Raw genomic sequence first — 15,249 nt, forward strand, 5'->3', positions numbered from 1 at the left:
GGTGACCGTCATCTACCTCAGCCGCAACCTCGTACGTCTTGCCGCCGTCGCGGGAGTGGTCCTGACCGCATGGCTGGCGGATTCAGCAGTGGCGATGCATGCGGAACACACCGTGGCCCAGCAGGCGAAGGCCAGCTCCCAGCTGGAAAACACACCGAACGTGTATATCGGCGGCGTCCCCTTCACCCTGGGCGCGCTCACCAAGGAGATCCCCTACTTGGAGGTTAAATCTTCTGACGTGGAGGTTCCCAAGCTCGGGATGGTCAATGCCTCGACTACTCTGCGCGACATCACGATCCGCCCCGAACAACTCTTCAGCGGCGAGCTAGAAGGCTCACCGGTGTCGACTTACACGCGCAGCATCAACCTCGACGGTGTGGCCTTAGGCCGCATGCTGGGCATTACCGATCTGTCCATTGCCAATCCCGATGACATGTCTCCCACCGGCGGCCCCTCGGCCCAAGCTGAGCTCACCGGCACGCTACCAGGAGACAACACCAAGTCCACCGCGACGGTAACGCTGCGCCTCGTGGGCCCGGAATTTCGTATGAGCGTCTACGGAACCGATGATGAACGCCTCAAGAAGGCTTTCGGTTTGGTCTTGGATACCCGCCAGCTCCCCCTGCCTTCACAGGCCACATCCGTAAAACTGCACGGCGGCTCCATCACCTTCGAGGTGCAGCGCCGCAACATCACGTTGAAGACCGCGCAGCTCTCACCGCTGGAGATCGACGGCTCAGAAGAAAAGGCCGTCGAGGATGCAGCGCAGAAGGCACAAGACACGGCCAACCAAGTGGGTAGCGCACCAACGACTCCGCCGAGCTGGCGCCAGAACTAGTTGATTCGAATGAGGTCCCGCAGGATCCTGCGGATGCTGCGGTGCGTGGGCGGGGTCGGGTCGATGGGAGCGAATACCTCCAATGCGTCCGCTTCCGATTCCAGGTGCACTTCTGTGAAAGTGCCTTCCGACTCCCCATCCGCCTGAAAACGGTGTGGTTTCGGGCACACCAGATCCACCTCGACGGCATCCTCGAAGTGCAGCGTACGGGCATCCGTAACTTTATTCAGCCAGTGGCGGTGATCCACGCCGAAGAGGTGGAGCACACCGACGAGACCATCAATACCGCCAAGGTCTGACACCCCGAATAGGCCAAGTCCTTGGTCGAAGGAGTTGCGCGGATTGGTCACCACGGGCAGTGGGCCGAGGAAAGTCCACGGGTTGGTGTTGGAGGTGAACATGACGGGTACGTCATCAGCCGCGAAGGTTTCTCCCGAACTCGAGCGCGCACGCACGCTAATGCGCGGTGGGCGGATGCGGGCGCGCTGATAAGCCTGAAAGGCCACGGCCAAATAGCGCAACGGGGTAGCTGCAAAGCCCAACTCCCGAGCACGGTCCACGCGAGCCAGCACGTCGGCGTCTAACCCGAAACCGGCATTGACCGCGAACCATCTGTCATTCCACACACCTAAGGAGACGGTGCGACGCGTATTGCGCTCCAGCATCCGAGCCAACACGTGCGCTGCCTCGACCGGGGTATTAGGGAAACCAAGGGCGCGAACGAAGACATTGGCGGAACCAGTGGGGATCACTGCGAGTGCTGGAATCTCCTGGGGGCTGGGGCGCTCTGTGGAATCTGCAGGACCCAGCAGCCCGTTTACAACCTCATTCACCGTGCCATCGCCGCCGAAGACCAAGATGACATCGAAGTCTTCCCGCGTCATGCCGCGCACCATATCCTTCGCGTGCCCCGGGTAGTGCGTGAAGCGGGCCAGCAGCTGCAGCCCCTCCACGTCCCGAATAACGGGCAGAACCTCACGGAAAAGGGCCGAATTCTGACTCGTGGAGTTCGGGTTTGAGATCAGCAAAACGCGCATGACTCCCAAGACTACTGGAGCCTAGTGGTTACCGTGATGCCACCACGACTACGCTGGGGCAGCATGAGCGAACAGACTAATAATGAAAACCAGACGGAAAATACCCACCCGGAGAACACCAAGATCGACGGCAACGCGGCCGTTAACCAAGCTGCTGAAGCGTGGAAGGATGCTGCCTCCCGCAACATTCCTACCGTTGATGTGGCTGATAATCCCCTGCCGGATGAGACGGCGAACCTACGCCAAGGCCCGTCACTGCACGATGGCCTCCTGGGACTTCTCCCCCTCGTCGGTGTCTGGCAGGGCGAAGGCCAGGCTCACAGCACCGACGGCGAACAGTACGCCTTTGGCCAGCAGCTCATCATCGCCCACGACGGTGAGAACTACCTGACCTACACCTCCCGCACCTGGAAGATCGATTCCGAGGGCAAACCGGTGGGCCCAGATGTCCGCGAGTCCGGATTCTGGCGCATCTCCCTCAAGGACGAGATTGAGATGACCTACACCTCCTCCAATGGCATCAACGAGATCTTCTACGGCTCGCTGTTCAACGAGCGCGCCTGGCAGCTGGAATCTGCGTCCACCATGGTCACGGAAACTGGGCCTACCAACCTCGGCCCCGGCAAGCGTATGTATGGCCTCATGCCGAACAACAACCTGGGCTGGGTAGATGAGCGGCTTGTCGACGGCGAAATGCGCCCCTTCATGTCCGCCGAGCTCACCCGCGTGGCAGGCTAATCAGCAGGCGAGCTAGCTGAGCTAGCTAACGCTAGCTCACAGTACGAGGGAGTCTAGCGCGCCAGGGCGGCGTCGATCAGCGCGCGTATTTCCTCCGCGTTCGCCGGCGCCTTGAGCTTCTTGCCATCGAGGCGCGTCACGCGCACCGCCGTGCGCACTGAAGACACAAGCCACACCGAGTCGGCTTCCTCGAGGTAGCGCAGGTCAAGCTCCTTCGCCTTGCAGCGATAGCCCTGATCGGAGGCGTATTCGAAGAGCGCCGCTTGCGTCGTGCCGGGCAAAATACCCTTACCCGCAGGCGTGCGCAGCTTCGCCCCCTTGACCGCCACCACGGTAGAGGTGGCGCCTTCCAGCACCAGTCCCGTATCGGGATCAGTAAAGATCACATCATCAAACCCACGCTCGCGTGCCAGGCGCAGCGTAGCCATTGTGGCCGCATAATTCAGCGTTTTCGCAGGTAGCTCCTCCGCTACTTGCCACAGGCGCGGGGTGCTCATCACCTTGACGCCGGTAGCGCGCTGTGCCACAACCGCGTCTGAAACCTCCTGAACCACCACCCAGGCCGTGGGCACACCGGTGGAGGCGCGGCCCCGGGTATAAGTCCACGTGCACTTGGCTTCTAGCGACGAGCCCTCCTCTCCATCCGCGCCGGCGGGGCCATAGAAGTCCGCGATGGCCAGCTCAGTGGCTTCTTGCCACTTGTGCATCGGCGGCTCCGGCAGATCGAGCGCGCGGGCGGAATGCCGGAAGCGCTCCGCGTGGCGGTGAAAATTAGCGGCCTTGCCATTACGGACGAGGAGGGACTCGAAGATCCCGTCGCCGCGCGTCACCGCGGCATCATCCCAATAGACCAACGGAAGGTTCGGCATATGACGCCGCACCGACCCTCCAAACGGTTCCACAACGTAGATGACCGGCTCTTTCCTGCGCTGAAGGCTCATAGACCCGATTATGCCCTACCATCGGAGGGCGTGAGTTACTCTTCGCCACTTCTTTCCCGGCCCGGAGCTACTGAGTTCCAGGGCAGCACGCTTGTCGATGTCTCCGGGGTCCCCTGGCACTATGGAAACCCCCTTGTGGAGCAGCGCGCGGTAGAGACAGGTTCCGCCATCATCGACCGCTCCCATCGCCGCGTCATCGCGGTGTCTGGCCCCGATGCCCGTGCCTTCCTGCATAACCTGCTGAGCCAGAAGCTCGACGATGTAGACAGCGGCTTTTCCGCAGGCGCTCTTGACCTCAACATTCAGGGCCACGTCCTACACCACATGGATCTGTCCTTCGACGGGGACACCTTTTACCTCGACGTGCCCACAGCACAGTTCGAGTCTTTGCGAGATTTCCTTACCGCCATGGTGTTCTGGTCCCAGGTCACCGTGGAGGAAGCAGACGCGGCGGTCATCACGGTTCTGGGGCAGTCGCTGCAGCAGCCCTCGGCGGCCTTGGTCGAGCGTTCTGTGCAGTGGCCGGGCTGTCCACGCCAGGATTTCCTCGTGCCGCGCCAGCGGCTCGATGCTGCCGTAACAGAGCTGGAGAAGCAGGGCGGAAGCTTAGCGGGTCTCATGGCATATACCGCAGAGCGAGTGCGCGCACGTGAGCCCGAACGGGCTGCTGACCTCGATGAGAAAACCATCGCCCATGAGGTTCCACAATGGATCCGGCGCAACGACGATGTGCCCGCATTCGTTCATCTAGAAAAAGGTTGCTACCGCGGACAGGAGACAGTAGCGCGCGTAGAGAACCTCGGCCGCTCTCCCCGTTTGCTGGTGATGCTTTACCTCGACGGGTCCGCTCCAGAGCGCCCCGATAGCGGCGCCGACATTACGCTCGGGGGGCGGCGCGTTGGCCGGCTCGGCACCGTGGTGGAGGACTGCGATTATGGCCCCATCGCACTTGGTCTGATTAAGCGCAGCGCTCTCAACAACGGGGATCTGAACATTGGCTCTGTGGCAGCTTCGGTTGAACCAGAGTCCATCCCCACCGATGAGGGCCCCAAGGCCGGGCGCGCCGCTGTGGACCGCCTGCGCGGAAAGTAGTGGCGAATTACACATTCGCCTCTTCTCCGCGGGCTAGAGCCCTTTTCGACGCGACGCTGGGGGGTAGTTCGGAATTTTTTCGTCACACAGGCTATGGTGTCTTACAGGAACATACACATATCTGACTAAGACGATGGGGCGGCCAAGAATCCCTGGACCGCCCTACACACCTCAAGGGGGTCATGCACATGGGACGCGGACGCGCAAAGGCAAAGCAGACCAAAGTTGCACGCCAGCTGAAGTACAATTCGCCCGAGATGGACCTGGATTCGCTCCAGCGTGAACTCGCCTCACAGAACTCCAAGCGCTCCCGCGATGAGGACGAGGACCCGTACTCGGAGTACGCGGATTACGAAGACTATGCGGATCGCTGGAACTCGGACGAGTGGGATGAGGATGATTCCGACGCGCGCTAAGCGCTTGGATCACTTCCCCACCGTGCACAGCACGTAAGCGAAGGGCCGGCAAGGCTTCCCCTCAATAAGAGGAGGAAACTGCCGGCCCTGTTCCTTTCCCAGGTTCCTTTCCTAGGACCTAGAACCCTGGGTGCTCGCCCGTCATCAGAACGCGCGGCTCGCCTTCTTCGGCAACGCGGACGGTGCCCAGCTCCCATGCTTCAACGTGGCGGGCAGTCATCATGGCCAGTGCGCGCTCGCGATCCTCCGGCGCAACGACGGCGATCATGCCGACGCCCATGTTGAAGGTCTTCTCCATCTCTTCGAGCGCCACCTTGCCCACCGAGGAAATGGTCTTGAAGATCTGGCCCGGAGTCCACGTCGAGCGGCTCACCTCAGCGGTCAGGCCCTCCGGGATGACGCGCTCCAGGTTGCCAGCGAGGCCACCGCCGGTGACGTGGCAGAAGGTGGACACCGCGCACTCAGAGACCAGGGCCAGGCAGTCCTTGGCGTAGATACGGGTAGGCTCCAGTAGTTCCTCACCGAGAGTACGGCCCAGGTCTTCCATATAGCCGTCAAGCGGCAAACCGGCCTGCTCCAGGAGGACGTAGCGCGCCAAGGAGTAGCCGTTGGAGTGCAAACCAGAGGACTTCATAGCGATCAGGACGTCGCCGTCACGTACCTTGTCTGGGCCGAGGAGCTCATCGGCCTCCACCACGCCAACGGCGGTGGCGGAGACGTCGTATTCATCCTTGCCCATGACGCCTGGGTGCTCCGCGGTCTCACCGCCGAGGAGGGCAGCACCAGCCTGGACGCAGCCCTCAGCAATGCCCTTCACAATCTCCGCTACCTTTTCCGGAACAACCTCGCCCACCGCGATGTAGTCCTGCAGGAAAAGCGGCTCGGCTCCGCACACGACGAGATCATCCACGCACATGGCGACGAGGTCGATGCCGATGGTGTCGTGCTTATCCATGGCCTGGGCCACGGCCAGCTTGGTACCCACGCCATCAGAGCCAGCTGCGAGGACCGGCTCCTTGTAGTCCCCCAGTTTGAACAGGCCGGCGAATCCGCCGAGCCCACCCATCACCTCGGGGCGGGTGGCACGTTTGGCGTGGGGGGTAATTAGCTCTACTGCGCGGTCGCCTTCCTCAATGTTGACGCCGGCGGCAGCATACGTGTTCTCGCTCATGAATGACTTAGTCCTTATTCCTTAGTTTGTCGTCGAGCCCTGCAGGGTGCGCACGGCCTCAGCATTCGGGTTTCCGGCGGGCAGTCCGAGTGGGTACTTCCCATCGAAGCATGCGCAGCACAGTTCGTTGCGTGGCTGTTGGGTAGCCGCCACCATCTCATCGGTGGAGACGAAGCCCAGCGAATCCGCACCGATCGCAGTGCAGATGGTCTGTGCTACTTCTTCCGGATCATCGGAGGGGTTGGCATTGGCAATAAGCTCGCCTGGCGAGGCAAAGTCGATGCCGTAGAAGCATGGCCACTTCACCGGCGGGGAGGCAATGCGCACGTGAACTTCGGCAGCGCCGGCTTCCCGTAGCATCCGGATTAGTGCGCGCTGCGTGTTACCACGCACGATCGAATCATCCACCACCACGATGGACTTGCCTTCGATGACCTCCCGCAGCGGATTGAGCTTGAGGCGAATGCCCATCTGCCGCTGGGACTGTGTGGGCTGGATGAAGGTGCGCCCCACATAGGAGTTCTTCACTAAGCCATGCGCAAAGGTCAGCCCGGATTCGCGGGCATATCCCACGGCGGCCGGGTTGCCGGACTCAGGAACGGGGATCACCATGTCCGCATCGGGTGCTGGGTACTGGCGCGCTAGACGACGCCCAATTTCCACGCGCGTAGCGTTGACCGAACGGCCCTTGATATTGGTATCCGGCCGCGCCAGGTAGACATATTCGAAGACGCAGCCGTGGCGCTTAGTTTCTGCAAAGCGCTCGGAGCGAATGCCCGTCTCATCGATAGCAACGAGTTCGCCCGGTTCGATCTCCCGAATAAATTGCGCGCCGACGATATCGAGCGCACAGGTCTCACTGGCTACCACCCAGCCCGTGTTGAGCCGACCGAGGGCAAGCGGGCGCACGCCATGCGGGTCGCGGGCGGCGTAGAGGGTGTGCCCGTCCGTAAAGGTCAGGCAGTACGCTCCTTTCACGGTGGGCAAGAGCTGCAAAGCGGAATCGAACACGCTACTGTCTTCGCTCACGCCATCAGCCAACAAGATGGACAGACACATGGAGTCCGAAACGGACTCTTCCTGCGGTTTGATGAGCCCGCGTTCCACAGCCTTGGTGCGCAGCTCCTGGTAGTTCACCAAGTTTCCGTTGTGACCAAGCGCGATGTCGACGCCGCTGGGCGACGTCCCAAACATCGGCTGTACATTCGACCATTCCTTGCCACCCGCAGTGGAATAACGCGTGTGGCCGACGGCCACGTTTCCGTGCAGTGAGGTGAGGATGGATTCATCGAAGACATTGGAGACTAGGCCCATGTCTTTGAAGACAACAATGCGGTCATCATCCCCGACCGCGATGCCGGCGGCCTCTTGACCGCGGTGCTGGAGGGCGAAAAGTCCGAAGTAGGTTAACTTGGAAACCTCTTCTCCTGGTGCCCAAACACCAAAGACTCCGCATTCTTCGCGGGGCTCCGGATCCAGGCTGGGATCCGTAGACAGGGGCTTAGTCATGCTCTGGACGTGTTCAGCTACCACGGCGCTAATCCTAGCCGTTCCGGCCAGTGAAAACTAACGGAATCACGGGCAGGCAGCCAGCGATCTCGTGAGAACGGGAGCCGGAGGCGTCCACGCGGCCGTCGTGAAGCGCCTGCTCCCAGTCCAGGACGCCCGTGGCCAGCTGCAACCACGTCTGGGGATCCGTCTCCACCACATTCGGAGGAGTACCCCGGGTGTGCCGAGGCCCGGCGATACACTGCACTGCCACGAATGGGGGGACCCGCAATTCCACGGAGTGACCCGGCGCGTCCGCCTCCAACAGGCGAGCTGTGGTCCGAGTGGCTTTCGCAAGGGCCGGGCGACCTGGTTTTTCCACCCCTTCAGGGTCACGGATCCACTCCTCCACCGCTTCGACAGCAGCGCGGGTGGTGGCGGCATCAACAGCCTTTTTCATACGGTCAGCACGCTCCCTGATACTTTGTTATCCATGTCACCAACCATGCCACCAAGCTCCTCGGAAGAAAAGAAGCTGGTTCCCACCGGCAAGTCTCCCTCCATCACGCTGCGGTTTATGGCCGCCCCGACAGATCTCACTATCGCCGGCGCCCAAGGCATCGGCGGCGGCCGCGTTCTGGAGTGGATCGATAAGGCCGCCTATGCGTGCGCGGTCCAGTGGTCGGGCACCTACTGCGTGACAGCCTACGTGGGCCATATTCACTTCACTCGCCCAATCCCTTCGGGCCACTTGGTGGAGGTGCGCTCACGAATCGCGATGACTGGGCGATCCTCCATGCACATCGTCAACGAGGTGCTCTCCGCCGATCCGCGTGATGGTATCTTTACCCGCGCCTGCGACTGCCTGGTCATCTTCGTAGCTAAGGACACCGAGACCGGAAAGTCGGTGGCTGTTCCGCCGCTGATTCCGGGCACCACTGAGCACCAGCGTGTGTGGGAGGCTGCAGAATCCCGCATCGAGCTGCGCCAGGCCATCGAAGCGGAAATGGAAAAGCAGACTTATGATGGCCCTTCCGATGCACCCCGAATGGTAAACCGCTTCTTGGCTAAGCCCACCGATGTCAATTGGGGCGGCAACGTTCACGGCGGAACGGCCATGGAATGGATTGATGAGGCCGGCGCTGCCTGCACTATGGAATGGTCGGGTGAGCACACCGTCGCGGTCTATGCCGGTGGTATTCGCTTCTACCGGCCCATTCACATTGGAGACCTCATCGAAGTGGATGCCCGCATGATGCGCACGGATACCCGCTCGATGCAGATGTCGGTCCACGTGCGCTCGGGCAACCCGCGCGGTGGCCGCGAGCAATTGGAAACCGCCATCCACGCCACCGTCTCCTACATGGCGATGGACGCCGACTGGCAGCCGCTAGCTGCCCGCCAGTTCACTCCACGCACCGAAGAGGATAAGCGCCTCTGGGAGCACGCCGGCATTCTTCGTGGCCTGCGTGGCAAGTACTCCCCGAAGCCGCTGGTGGTGGCACCACAGCACCAGCACGTAGATTAGCCCGAGGCTCCCCCACCACCCCACAGCTGCTTGGCGCTAGTGCCGAGGGGCTAGTCCACTGGCTCAACCCGGCACGCCACGTGGAGGGAGCTTGGGTCCTTGGCCTTACGCAACGCAACGGTGCGGGCTCCGATCTCACTGTTTGTGGCGACGCTCGGAGCCACAAACACTCCCGTGCTCGCTGGAAGAATGACGGGCTTGTAGAAATCCGCGCTGATGCGAACAGCACCCGGAAGGGTGCCGTCGAGCACCGACAGCATACGGGCGTGCGTGTACATGCCATGCGCGATGGGCGCGGGGAAGCCGAAGAGCTTGGCTCCCACGGCGGAAACGTGAATGGGGTTCTTATCGCCAGATGCCGCCGCATAGACGCGAGTGCTCTCGGCACTAAAGCGCAGCGTTGCCGTGGGGGTTCCCACCTCATCGCCGGGGAAGTCGAGGAAACGCTCGGCCTCCGGGCGCGTTTTCACTTGCCGCGGGGTGTCCTTGGTGAATTTCGCGCCTTGGCCTAGAAAGACCGATGTCTGGCGCCAGATCTCCTCCCCCTCCACGCTGTAGGTGGTCACCATATCAATGACCAGCCCCTTGCGGTGCGGTCGCAAGTTTTCCGCATGCACGGTGATGTCGCAGCTCTCGTCGACGCGCAGCGGGCGGATCTGTTCAATACGGTTGGACAGGTGCACCACGCCCACAGCGGGGAAAGGAAAGTCCTGGGCGGCCATCACCTTGATGGCGAGCGGGAAGGCCAGCGCGTAGAGATAAGTAGCGGGCAGCTCGTTGCCCAGACGCAGGCCCGTGGCTTGGCAATATCGTGCGAGGTGCTCGGTGTCTACGCGCACTCCCGCGACCCGGTAAGCAGTCTGTGGGTCGTCGACCTTGCGCTTGCCTGCCCCCAGCCCGGGGATGGGCACCGCGCCTACCATCAGGCTGCGGTAGAGCGCAGGAAGATCTGGAATCTCGTTGAGTGTGGTGACGTTCATTTAGGCTCCCATGAGGTTCTGGCCGCAGACGCGGACGGTGTTGCCGCTTACCGCCGCGGAGGCCGGCGAGGCGAAGAAAGCGACGGTCTCGGCGACGTCAACAGGCAAGCCGCCTTGCTGCAGTGAGTTCAAACGGCGGCCGATCTCGCGCGGGCCGGTCGGCATCGCGGCGGTCATGGCGGTCTCAATGAAGCCCGGCGCCACGGCATTGATGGTGGAGCCGTTCTCGGCGAGGACGGGACGCAGGGCGTCGACCAGCCCGATGATGCCGGCCTTGGTGGTGGCGTAGTTCGTTTGGCCGCGGTTACCGGAGATGCCGGCCATGGAGGACACACCGACCACGGCCGCACCCGGCGCGAGGGAGCCAGACTCCAGAAGGTTTTCGGTGATACGCACCGGCGCCAGAAGGTTAACGGCCAGGACAGCATCCCACTGGCCTTCATTCATATTGGCCATAAGCTTGTCACGGGTAATGCCGGCGTTGTGAACGATGACGTCAATAGCTCGGCCATGGCGCTCCTGGGCGTGCTGGGCAATCTTGTCCGCGGCCTGAGGGTCAGTGACGTCGAGAGGCAGCGCGGTGCCTTTGACCTTGTTCGCGGTCTTTGCCAGGTGCTCGCTGGCCTGTGGGACGTCGATACAGATAACGCTGGCACCGTCGCGCGCCAGCACTTCCGCGATGGTGGCGCCGATACCGCGGTCGGCACCGGTCACCACTGCAAGCCGCCCATCGAGTGGCTGCTCCCAGTTCTGTGTCCCACTGCTATGTCTGCTATGTCCGGAAGGCACCTGTCCCTGGGCGCTGACGCGCACAACCTGCCCATCCACGAAAGCCGACTTTCCGGAAAGAAAGAAGCGGACCGTGGATTCCACCTCTGCGGTGGCCGCGGGGTCTACCCACACCAGGTTCACAGTGCCGCCCTTGCGCATCTCCTTAGCCAAAGAACGGGTAAAGCCTTCGAGGGCGCGTGCGCTAATGCGGGCGTCGATGGTATCTGCCGCCTCCGGGGTGGTACCGACAACTACCAAGCGCGCGCATGGCAGGAGGTTGCGCATCTGGGGGTTGAAGAAGTCATAAAGCTCACGCAGCTGTTCAGGGGTGTCTAGGCCGGTGGCGTCAAAAACGAGGGCAGCGCGCTTCGCCTCTGCCGAAGAGTTGATGACCTGGTAGTCCACGGCTAGCTGGGAGCGCAAGAAGTCTGCGATGCGCCCCTGACCGCCGATGACAATGGGACCATCGAGCGCCGGTTCCCCTACCTTGTGGCGGCGCAGGGGGTACCCCTGCGGTACTCCTGCTTTGGCGGCGAGCGGTGAGATGATGAGCTTCTCAGCAAATGTGACGTGCGGCATAGGCTGGCCTGTTCCTTTCTCGGTTCTTCACAACCTTGCAAGCCTTGATCGAGCGGTTGCAAGGTTAGTTAATTAAGTGATAGAACTAACAATATCACTTTAGTTGTGACGCGAAATAAACAGTCGGGTTGCTACCCCCTCCCACTGGGACGATTCGCACAAGACCACTCGCGAAGGAGTTTTCAATGACCAACCCCCCGCACCGCGTAGCCATCCTGGGTGGCAACCGCATTCCCTTTGCTCGCTCCAATAAGCAGTACGCTCATGCGTCCAACCAGGACATGCTTACCAGTGCACTGGATGGCCTCGTGGCACGCTACGGGTTGCACGATGAACGCCTAGGCCTCGTGGCAGCCGGCGCAGTTCTCAAGCACTCCCGCGATTTCAACCTCACCCGCGAATCCGTACTCGGCTCCGCCCTCGATTCCACGACGCCAGCTATCGATATGCAGCAGGCCTGCTGCACTTCCCTTGCGGCAGCCATCCACGTCGGCGATGCCATCGCCCAAGGACGCATCTCCGCCGGCATCGCAGGAGGAACGGACACCACCTCAGACGCCCCGCTGGCTGTCAATGACACGCTGCGACGCACACTGCTCAACCTCACCCGTGCCAAGACCGCCGCACAGCGCGCACAGCTCGTCGGCTCCATCCGCCCATCGCAGCTGGCTCCGGAGCAGCCGCAGAATGGCGAACCCCGCACTGGGCTCTCCATGGGTGACCACGCCGCCATCACCGCCCGCGAGATGAACGTCAGCCGCGAAGCCCAGGACGAGCTGGCACTCGCCTCCCACCAGAACCTCCACAAGGCCTGGGAGGAGGGCTTCTTCAATGACCTCACCACCGGCTTCCTCGGCGTCAATCGCGATACCAACCTGCGCCCGGACTCCTCCCTGGAGTCCCTAGCCAAGCTGAAGCCAGTCTTTGGTAAACGCGATGCCGAGCAGCACGGCACGCAGGCCACCATGACCGCAGGCAACTCCACGCCGCTGACCGACGGCGCCTCCGTGGCCCTCCTCAGCTCTGAAGAGTGGGCTGCCGAACACAACATCGAACCCCGCGCCTTCCTGGTGGACTCCGAGACCGCGGCCGTCGACTTTGTCCACGGCCCCGACGGCCTACTCATGGCCCCCACCTACGCGGTCCCGCGCCTGCTCGAGCGCAACAACCTAAGCCTGCAGGATTTCGATTTCTACGAGATCCACGAGGCCTTCGCCTCCCAGGTACTCGCCACCCTGTCTGCATGGGAGGACGAGACCTACTGTCGCGAGCGCCTCGGCCTGCAGTCTGCACTCGGCCCCATCGACCGCGCCAAGCTCAATGTCAAGGGCTCTTCTCTAGCAGCCGGTCACCCCTTCGCCGCTACCGGCACCCGCATCCTCGCCACCACGGCCAAGATTCTTGAGGAAAACGGCGGCGGACGCGCCCTCATTTCCATCTGCGCCGCCGGCGGCCAGGGTGTCGCAGCCATCGTCGAGCGTTAAGCACCGCCCTCTCAGAAAGGACCCCCATCATGGCACTCACCAAGTCTTCTTCAGACAAGAAACCCGTCTCCCCAGAGCTCAACAACCAAGCCACCACCGATGCGCCCAAGGCGGAGGCCCGCAGCCCGCACCGCCTGCCCACCACCCCCAAGCCTTCCGTCGCCACCGAACTTGCCGCGCTTCTCGACGGCCCCCATGCCGCCTTCCGCCAGGAACTGCGCACCTTCCTCAATGACCCGGAGCTCTTCCCAAAGCCCCACCTGTCCATGGCGGAGCAGCGCCAGCACACCTTTGAGAACCTCTCCAAGGTTCGCGATTTCGGCGGATTCAGCCACGGCCTGCGCAGCGCACACGGCGGCGCCGGCAAACCGAATCTCTCCACCTTCACCCTCGAGGGCCTAGCTTGGGTTGATGGCTCGCTGGCCATCAAGTCCGGTGTGCAGTGGGGCCTGTGGGGTGGCGCGCTAGATCAGCTGGGCACCGAGCGCCACCTCGACTGGATCAACAAGGCCGCCAGCCTAGAGCTTCCGGGCTGTTTCGCCATGACCGAGCGCGGCCACGGCTCCGACGTACAATCCCTAGAGACCACCGCAACCTTCGACCCGGAGACCGATGAGTTCATCATCAACACCCCCTCCGATTCCGCGGTGAAGAACTACATCGGCAACGCCGCCAAGGATGGCCGTGCGGCCGTCGTCTTCACCCAGCTCATTACCCCGGACAGCGATGGCCGCTCCCATGGCGTCCACGCCATCATCGTCCCTATCCGCGATGAAGAAGGCAACGAGCTACCAGGCGTCACCCTGGGCGATCATGGCCACAAGGGTGGTTTGGTGGGTGTCGATAATGGCACCCTGCGCTTCGACAACGTCCGCGTGCCACGCGAGAACCTGCTCAACCGCTTCGCCGATGTCGATGAGAAGGGTAAGTACTCCTCCCCGATCGAGTCCAAGAATGCCCGCTTCTTCACCATGCTGGGCACGCTTATCCGCGGCCGCATCGGTGTATCCGGCGCAGCGGGCGCGGCCACCGAGGCCTCCCTGGACATCGCCATCCGCTACGCCAACCGCCGCCGCCAGTTCGAAGGAGCCACCGGCGCGGAAAAGCGCCTCATCGAGCACCGTCAGCACCGTCGCCGCCTGCTCATTCCGCTGGCCCGTACTTACGCGCTGCACCTGCTCTACAACCAGATTCTGGAACGCTACCAGGAGCAAAACGATCAGCATGAGGCCGGAACGTGGTCGGTGACGGAACCGACCGAAGAGCAGAAGTTCGCCTCCCGCGAGATGGAATCCCTGGCTGCGGCCATCAAGACTGCGCAGACCCAGCACGCCACCCGCACCATCCAGGAATGCCGCGAGGCCTGCGGCGGTGCTGGCTACATGTCGGAGAACCGCTTGACCACCTACCGCGCCGACTCCGATGTCTTCGCCACCTTCGAGGGCGATAACACCGTGCTCATCCAGATGGTGGGCAAGAACCTGCTCACCGCCTATGGCCGCGCGATGAATGACATGAGCCCGTGGGACACCGTAAAATACGCGGCCTCCACCGCCACCGATGTGGTTCGCCGCCGCTACGGCTTTACCACCCGCCTGCAAAGCCTGGTGGACCGCGTGAATCCTTCTGAGGCTTCGCTTTTCGACGCCACCTACCAGGCCAAGCTGATCGACGACCGTGCCCAGTCCATCCTCTTCTCCCTCGTGCGCCGCATCCAGCCAGCCCGCAAGGCCGATAAGGTGCAGGCTGCTGCCATCGTGGACCAGTGCCAGGATCACCTCATCGCCGCCGGTTGGGCCCGTGTGGATACCTTGTTGGTCCAAGCCATGATTGAGGCAGAGGAGCGTCTTGAGGAAGGTTCGCTGGCACGCCAGGTCTTCGAGCAGCTGCGCCACCTCTTTGTCTTCGACACCTTGGTTCAGCACGCGGGCTGGTACCAGGAGCACAACCTGATTCCGGCCGGCCGCATGAAGGCCGCCCGCGCTGCTATCAACGACCTCGTCGATTCGCTCGCACCATGGTCCGTCGTACTCGTGGATGCCTTCGGCGTTCCGCCTGAGGTACACAACATCCCGATGCTCACCGAGGCCGGTGTGGATCCGCTCCACGTCTAGTCACGCCACGCATCTCGAGGGCACTTCCGCCATCTGGCGGGGTGCCCTCCCTGCTTTTCAGTCACGCGCAGT

Annotated in this window: 14 protein-coding genes; 7 read left to right on the plus strand and 7 right to left on the minus strand. The window is 62.4% G+C overall.

All coding sequences use genetic code 11. The annotated features are described in order from the left end of the window. Position 1: 1 nt before the first annotated feature. A complete protein-coding gene (locus tag CAURIM_RS10805) occupies positions 2–838 on the plus strand; it encodes an LmeA family phospholipid-binding protein (RefSeq protein WP_070443876.1) in 837 nt (278 codons plus the stop codon). Here CAURIM_RS10805 and CAURIM_RS10810 read toward each other — a convergent pair. Then, on the minus strand, positions 835–1,875 hold the full coding sequence (locus tag CAURIM_RS10810; RefSeq protein WP_144657285.1) for a diacylglycerol/lipid kinase family protein: 1,041 nt from the start codon (positions 1,873–1,875) through the stop codon (positions 835–837). The genes CAURIM_RS10805 and CAURIM_RS10810 overlap by 4 nt on opposite strands. 63 nt (positions 1,876–1,938) lie before the next feature. Here CAURIM_RS10810 and CAURIM_RS10815 point away from each other — a divergent pair, with 63 nt between their 5' ends. Then, the gene (locus tag CAURIM_RS10815) at positions 1,939–2,613 is read left to right on the plus strand and encodes a heme-binding beta-barrel domain-containing protein (RefSeq protein ID WP_070645650.1); all 675 of its coding nucleotides are present in this window, start codon (positions 1,939–1,941) and stop codon (positions 2,611–2,613) included. 53 nt (positions 2,614–2,666) lie between these two features. Here the strand turns inward: CAURIM_RS10815 and CAURIM_RS10820 are convergent, their stop codons facing one another. Continuing rightward, positions 2,667–3,554 (minus strand): aminodeoxychorismate lyase, encoded by an 888-nt coding sequence (locus tag CAURIM_RS10820; RefSeq protein ID WP_070443885.1) that lies wholly within the window; start codon positions 3,552–3,554, stop codon positions 2,667–2,669. Positions 3,555–3,584: 30 nt separating this feature from the next. Between CAURIM_RS10820 and ygfZ the strand changes: the two genes are divergently transcribed. Further along, positions 3,585–4,646: a CAF17-like 4Fe-4S cluster assembly/insertion protein YgfZ gene (gene ygfZ, locus CAURIM_RS10825; RefSeq protein WP_070645645.1), complete on the plus strand. Its 1,062-nt coding sequence runs from the start codon at positions 3,585–3,587 to the stop codon at positions 4,644–4,646. A gap of 188 nt (positions 4,647–4,834) precedes the next feature. Then, on the plus strand, positions 4,835–5,062 hold the full coding sequence (locus tag CAURIM_RS10830) for a DUF3073 domain-containing protein (RefSeq protein ID WP_201829151.1): 228 nt from the start codon (positions 4,835–4,837) through the stop codon (positions 5,060–5,062). Between the two features lie 118 nt (positions 5,063–5,180). Here CAURIM_RS10830 and purM read toward each other — a convergent pair whose 3' ends face one another. From purM to CAURIM_RS10845, 3 genes are read right to left on the minus strand one after another with little or no spacing between them, the layout of a single operon-like run. Beyond that, positions 5,181–6,233 carry a phosphoribosylformylglycinamidine cyclo-ligase gene (gene purM / locus CAURIM_RS10835; protein WP_010188991.1) on the minus strand — a complete coding sequence of 351 codons (1,053 nt, stop codon included), beginning with the start codon at positions 6,231–6,233 and terminating at the stop codon, positions 5,181–5,183. A gap of 21 nt (positions 6,234–6,254) precedes the next feature. Continuing rightward, complete coding sequence (purF, locus tag CAURIM_RS10840) at positions 6,255–7,742, minus strand: amidophosphoribosyltransferase (RefSeq protein WP_201829149.1); 1,488 nt, start codon at positions 7,740–7,742, stop codon at positions 6,255–6,257. A 34-nt stretch (positions 7,743–7,776) separates the two neighbouring features. Then, complete coding sequence (locus CAURIM_RS10845; protein WP_070443897.1) at positions 7,777–8,181, minus strand: sterol carrier family protein; 405 nt, start codon at positions 8,179–8,181, stop codon at positions 7,777–7,779. 33 nt (positions 8,182–8,214) lie between these two features. Here CAURIM_RS10845 and CAURIM_RS10850 point away from each other — a divergent pair, with 33 nt between their 5' ends. After that, positions 8,215–9,249, plus strand: coding sequence for an acyl-CoA thioesterase (locus tag CAURIM_RS10850; RefSeq protein WP_201829147.1), 1,035 nt, complete (start codon positions 8,215–8,217; stop codon positions 9,247–9,249). 50 nt (positions 9,250–9,299) lie between these two features. Here the strand turns inward: CAURIM_RS10850 and CAURIM_RS10855 are convergent, their stop codons facing one another. Both CAURIM_RS10855 and CAURIM_RS10860 read right to left on the minus strand, forming a co-directional pair. Further along, on the minus strand, positions 9,300–10,229 hold the full coding sequence (locus CAURIM_RS10855; RefSeq protein WP_070645641.1) for a MaoC/PaaZ C-terminal domain-containing protein: 930 nt from the start codon (positions 10,227–10,229) through the stop codon (positions 9,300–9,302). Then, on the minus strand, positions 10,230–11,579 hold the full coding sequence (locus CAURIM_RS10860) for a 3-oxoacyl-ACP reductase (protein WP_201829145.1): 1,350 nt from the start codon (positions 11,577–11,579) through the stop codon (positions 10,230–10,232). It lies immediately after the preceding gene. 185 nt (positions 11,580–11,764) lie between these two features. On the opposite strand from CAURIM_RS10860, the gene CAURIM_RS10865 reads away from it, so the two are divergent. Next, positions 11,765–13,063, plus strand: a complete 1,299-nt coding sequence (locus CAURIM_RS10865) for an acetyl-CoA C-acetyltransferase (RefSeq protein WP_070710528.1) — start codon at positions 11,765–11,767, stop codon at positions 13,061–13,063. A gap of 29 nt (positions 13,064–13,092) precedes the next feature. Then, a complete protein-coding gene (locus CAURIM_RS10870; RefSeq protein ID WP_201829143.1) occupies positions 13,093–15,177 on the plus strand; it encodes an acyl-CoA dehydrogenase family protein in 2,085 nt (694 codons plus the stop codon). The last annotated feature ends 72 nt before the right edge of the window (positions 15,178–15,249 follow it).

Origin of the sequence: Corynebacterium aurimucosum (assembly GCF_030408555.1) — a bacterium.
Taxonomy (GTDB): domain Bacteria; phylum Actinomycetota; class Actinomycetes; order Mycobacteriales; family Mycobacteriaceae; genus Corynebacterium; species Corynebacterium aurimucosum.

Coding starts and splice junctions, on each gene's coding strand:
- CAURIM_RS10845 (WP_070443897.1), bottom strand. CDS start 8,181: ATGAAAAAGGCTGTTGATGCCGCCACCACCCGCGCTGCTGTCGAAGCG.
- purF (WP_201829149.1), bottom strand. CDS start 7,742: ATGACTAAGCCCCTGTCTACGGATCCCAGCCTGGATCCGGAGCCCCGC.
- purM (WP_010188991.1), bottom strand. CDS start 6,233: ATGAGCGAGAACACGTATGCTGCCGCCGGCGTCAACATTGAGGAAGGC.
- CAURIM_RS10830 (WP_201829151.1), top strand. CDS start 4,835: ATGGGACGCGGACGCGCAAAGGCAAAGCAGACCAAAGTTGCACGCCAG.
- CAURIM_RS10810 (WP_144657285.1), bottom strand. CDS start 1,875: ATGCGCGTTTTGCTGATCTCAAACCCGAACTCCACGAGTCAGAATTCG.
- CAURIM_RS10815 (WP_070645650.1), top strand. CDS start 1,939: ATGAGCGAACAGACTAATAATGAAAACCAGACGGAAAATACCCACCCG.
- CAURIM_RS10860 (WP_201829145.1), bottom strand. CDS start 11,579: ATGCCGCACGTCACATTTGCTGAGAAGCTCATCATCTCACCGCTCGCC.
- CAURIM_RS10865 (WP_070710528.1), top strand. CDS start 11,765: ATGACCAACCCCCCGCACCGCGTAGCCATCCTGGGTGGCAACCGCATT.
- CAURIM_RS10855 (WP_070645641.1), bottom strand. CDS start 10,229: ATGAACGTCACCACACTCAACGAGATTCCAGATCTTCCTGCGCTCTAC.
- CAURIM_RS10850 (WP_201829147.1), top strand. CDS start 8,215: ATGTCACCAACCATGCCACCAAGCTCCTCGGAAGAAAAGAAGCTGGTT.
- CAURIM_RS10820 (WP_070443885.1), bottom strand. CDS start 3,554: ATGAGCCTTCAGCGCAGGAAAGAGCCGGTCATCTACGTTGTGGAACCG.
- CAURIM_RS10870 (WP_201829143.1), top strand. CDS start 13,093: ATGGCACTCACCAAGTCTTCTTCAGACAAGAAACCCGTCTCCCCAGAG.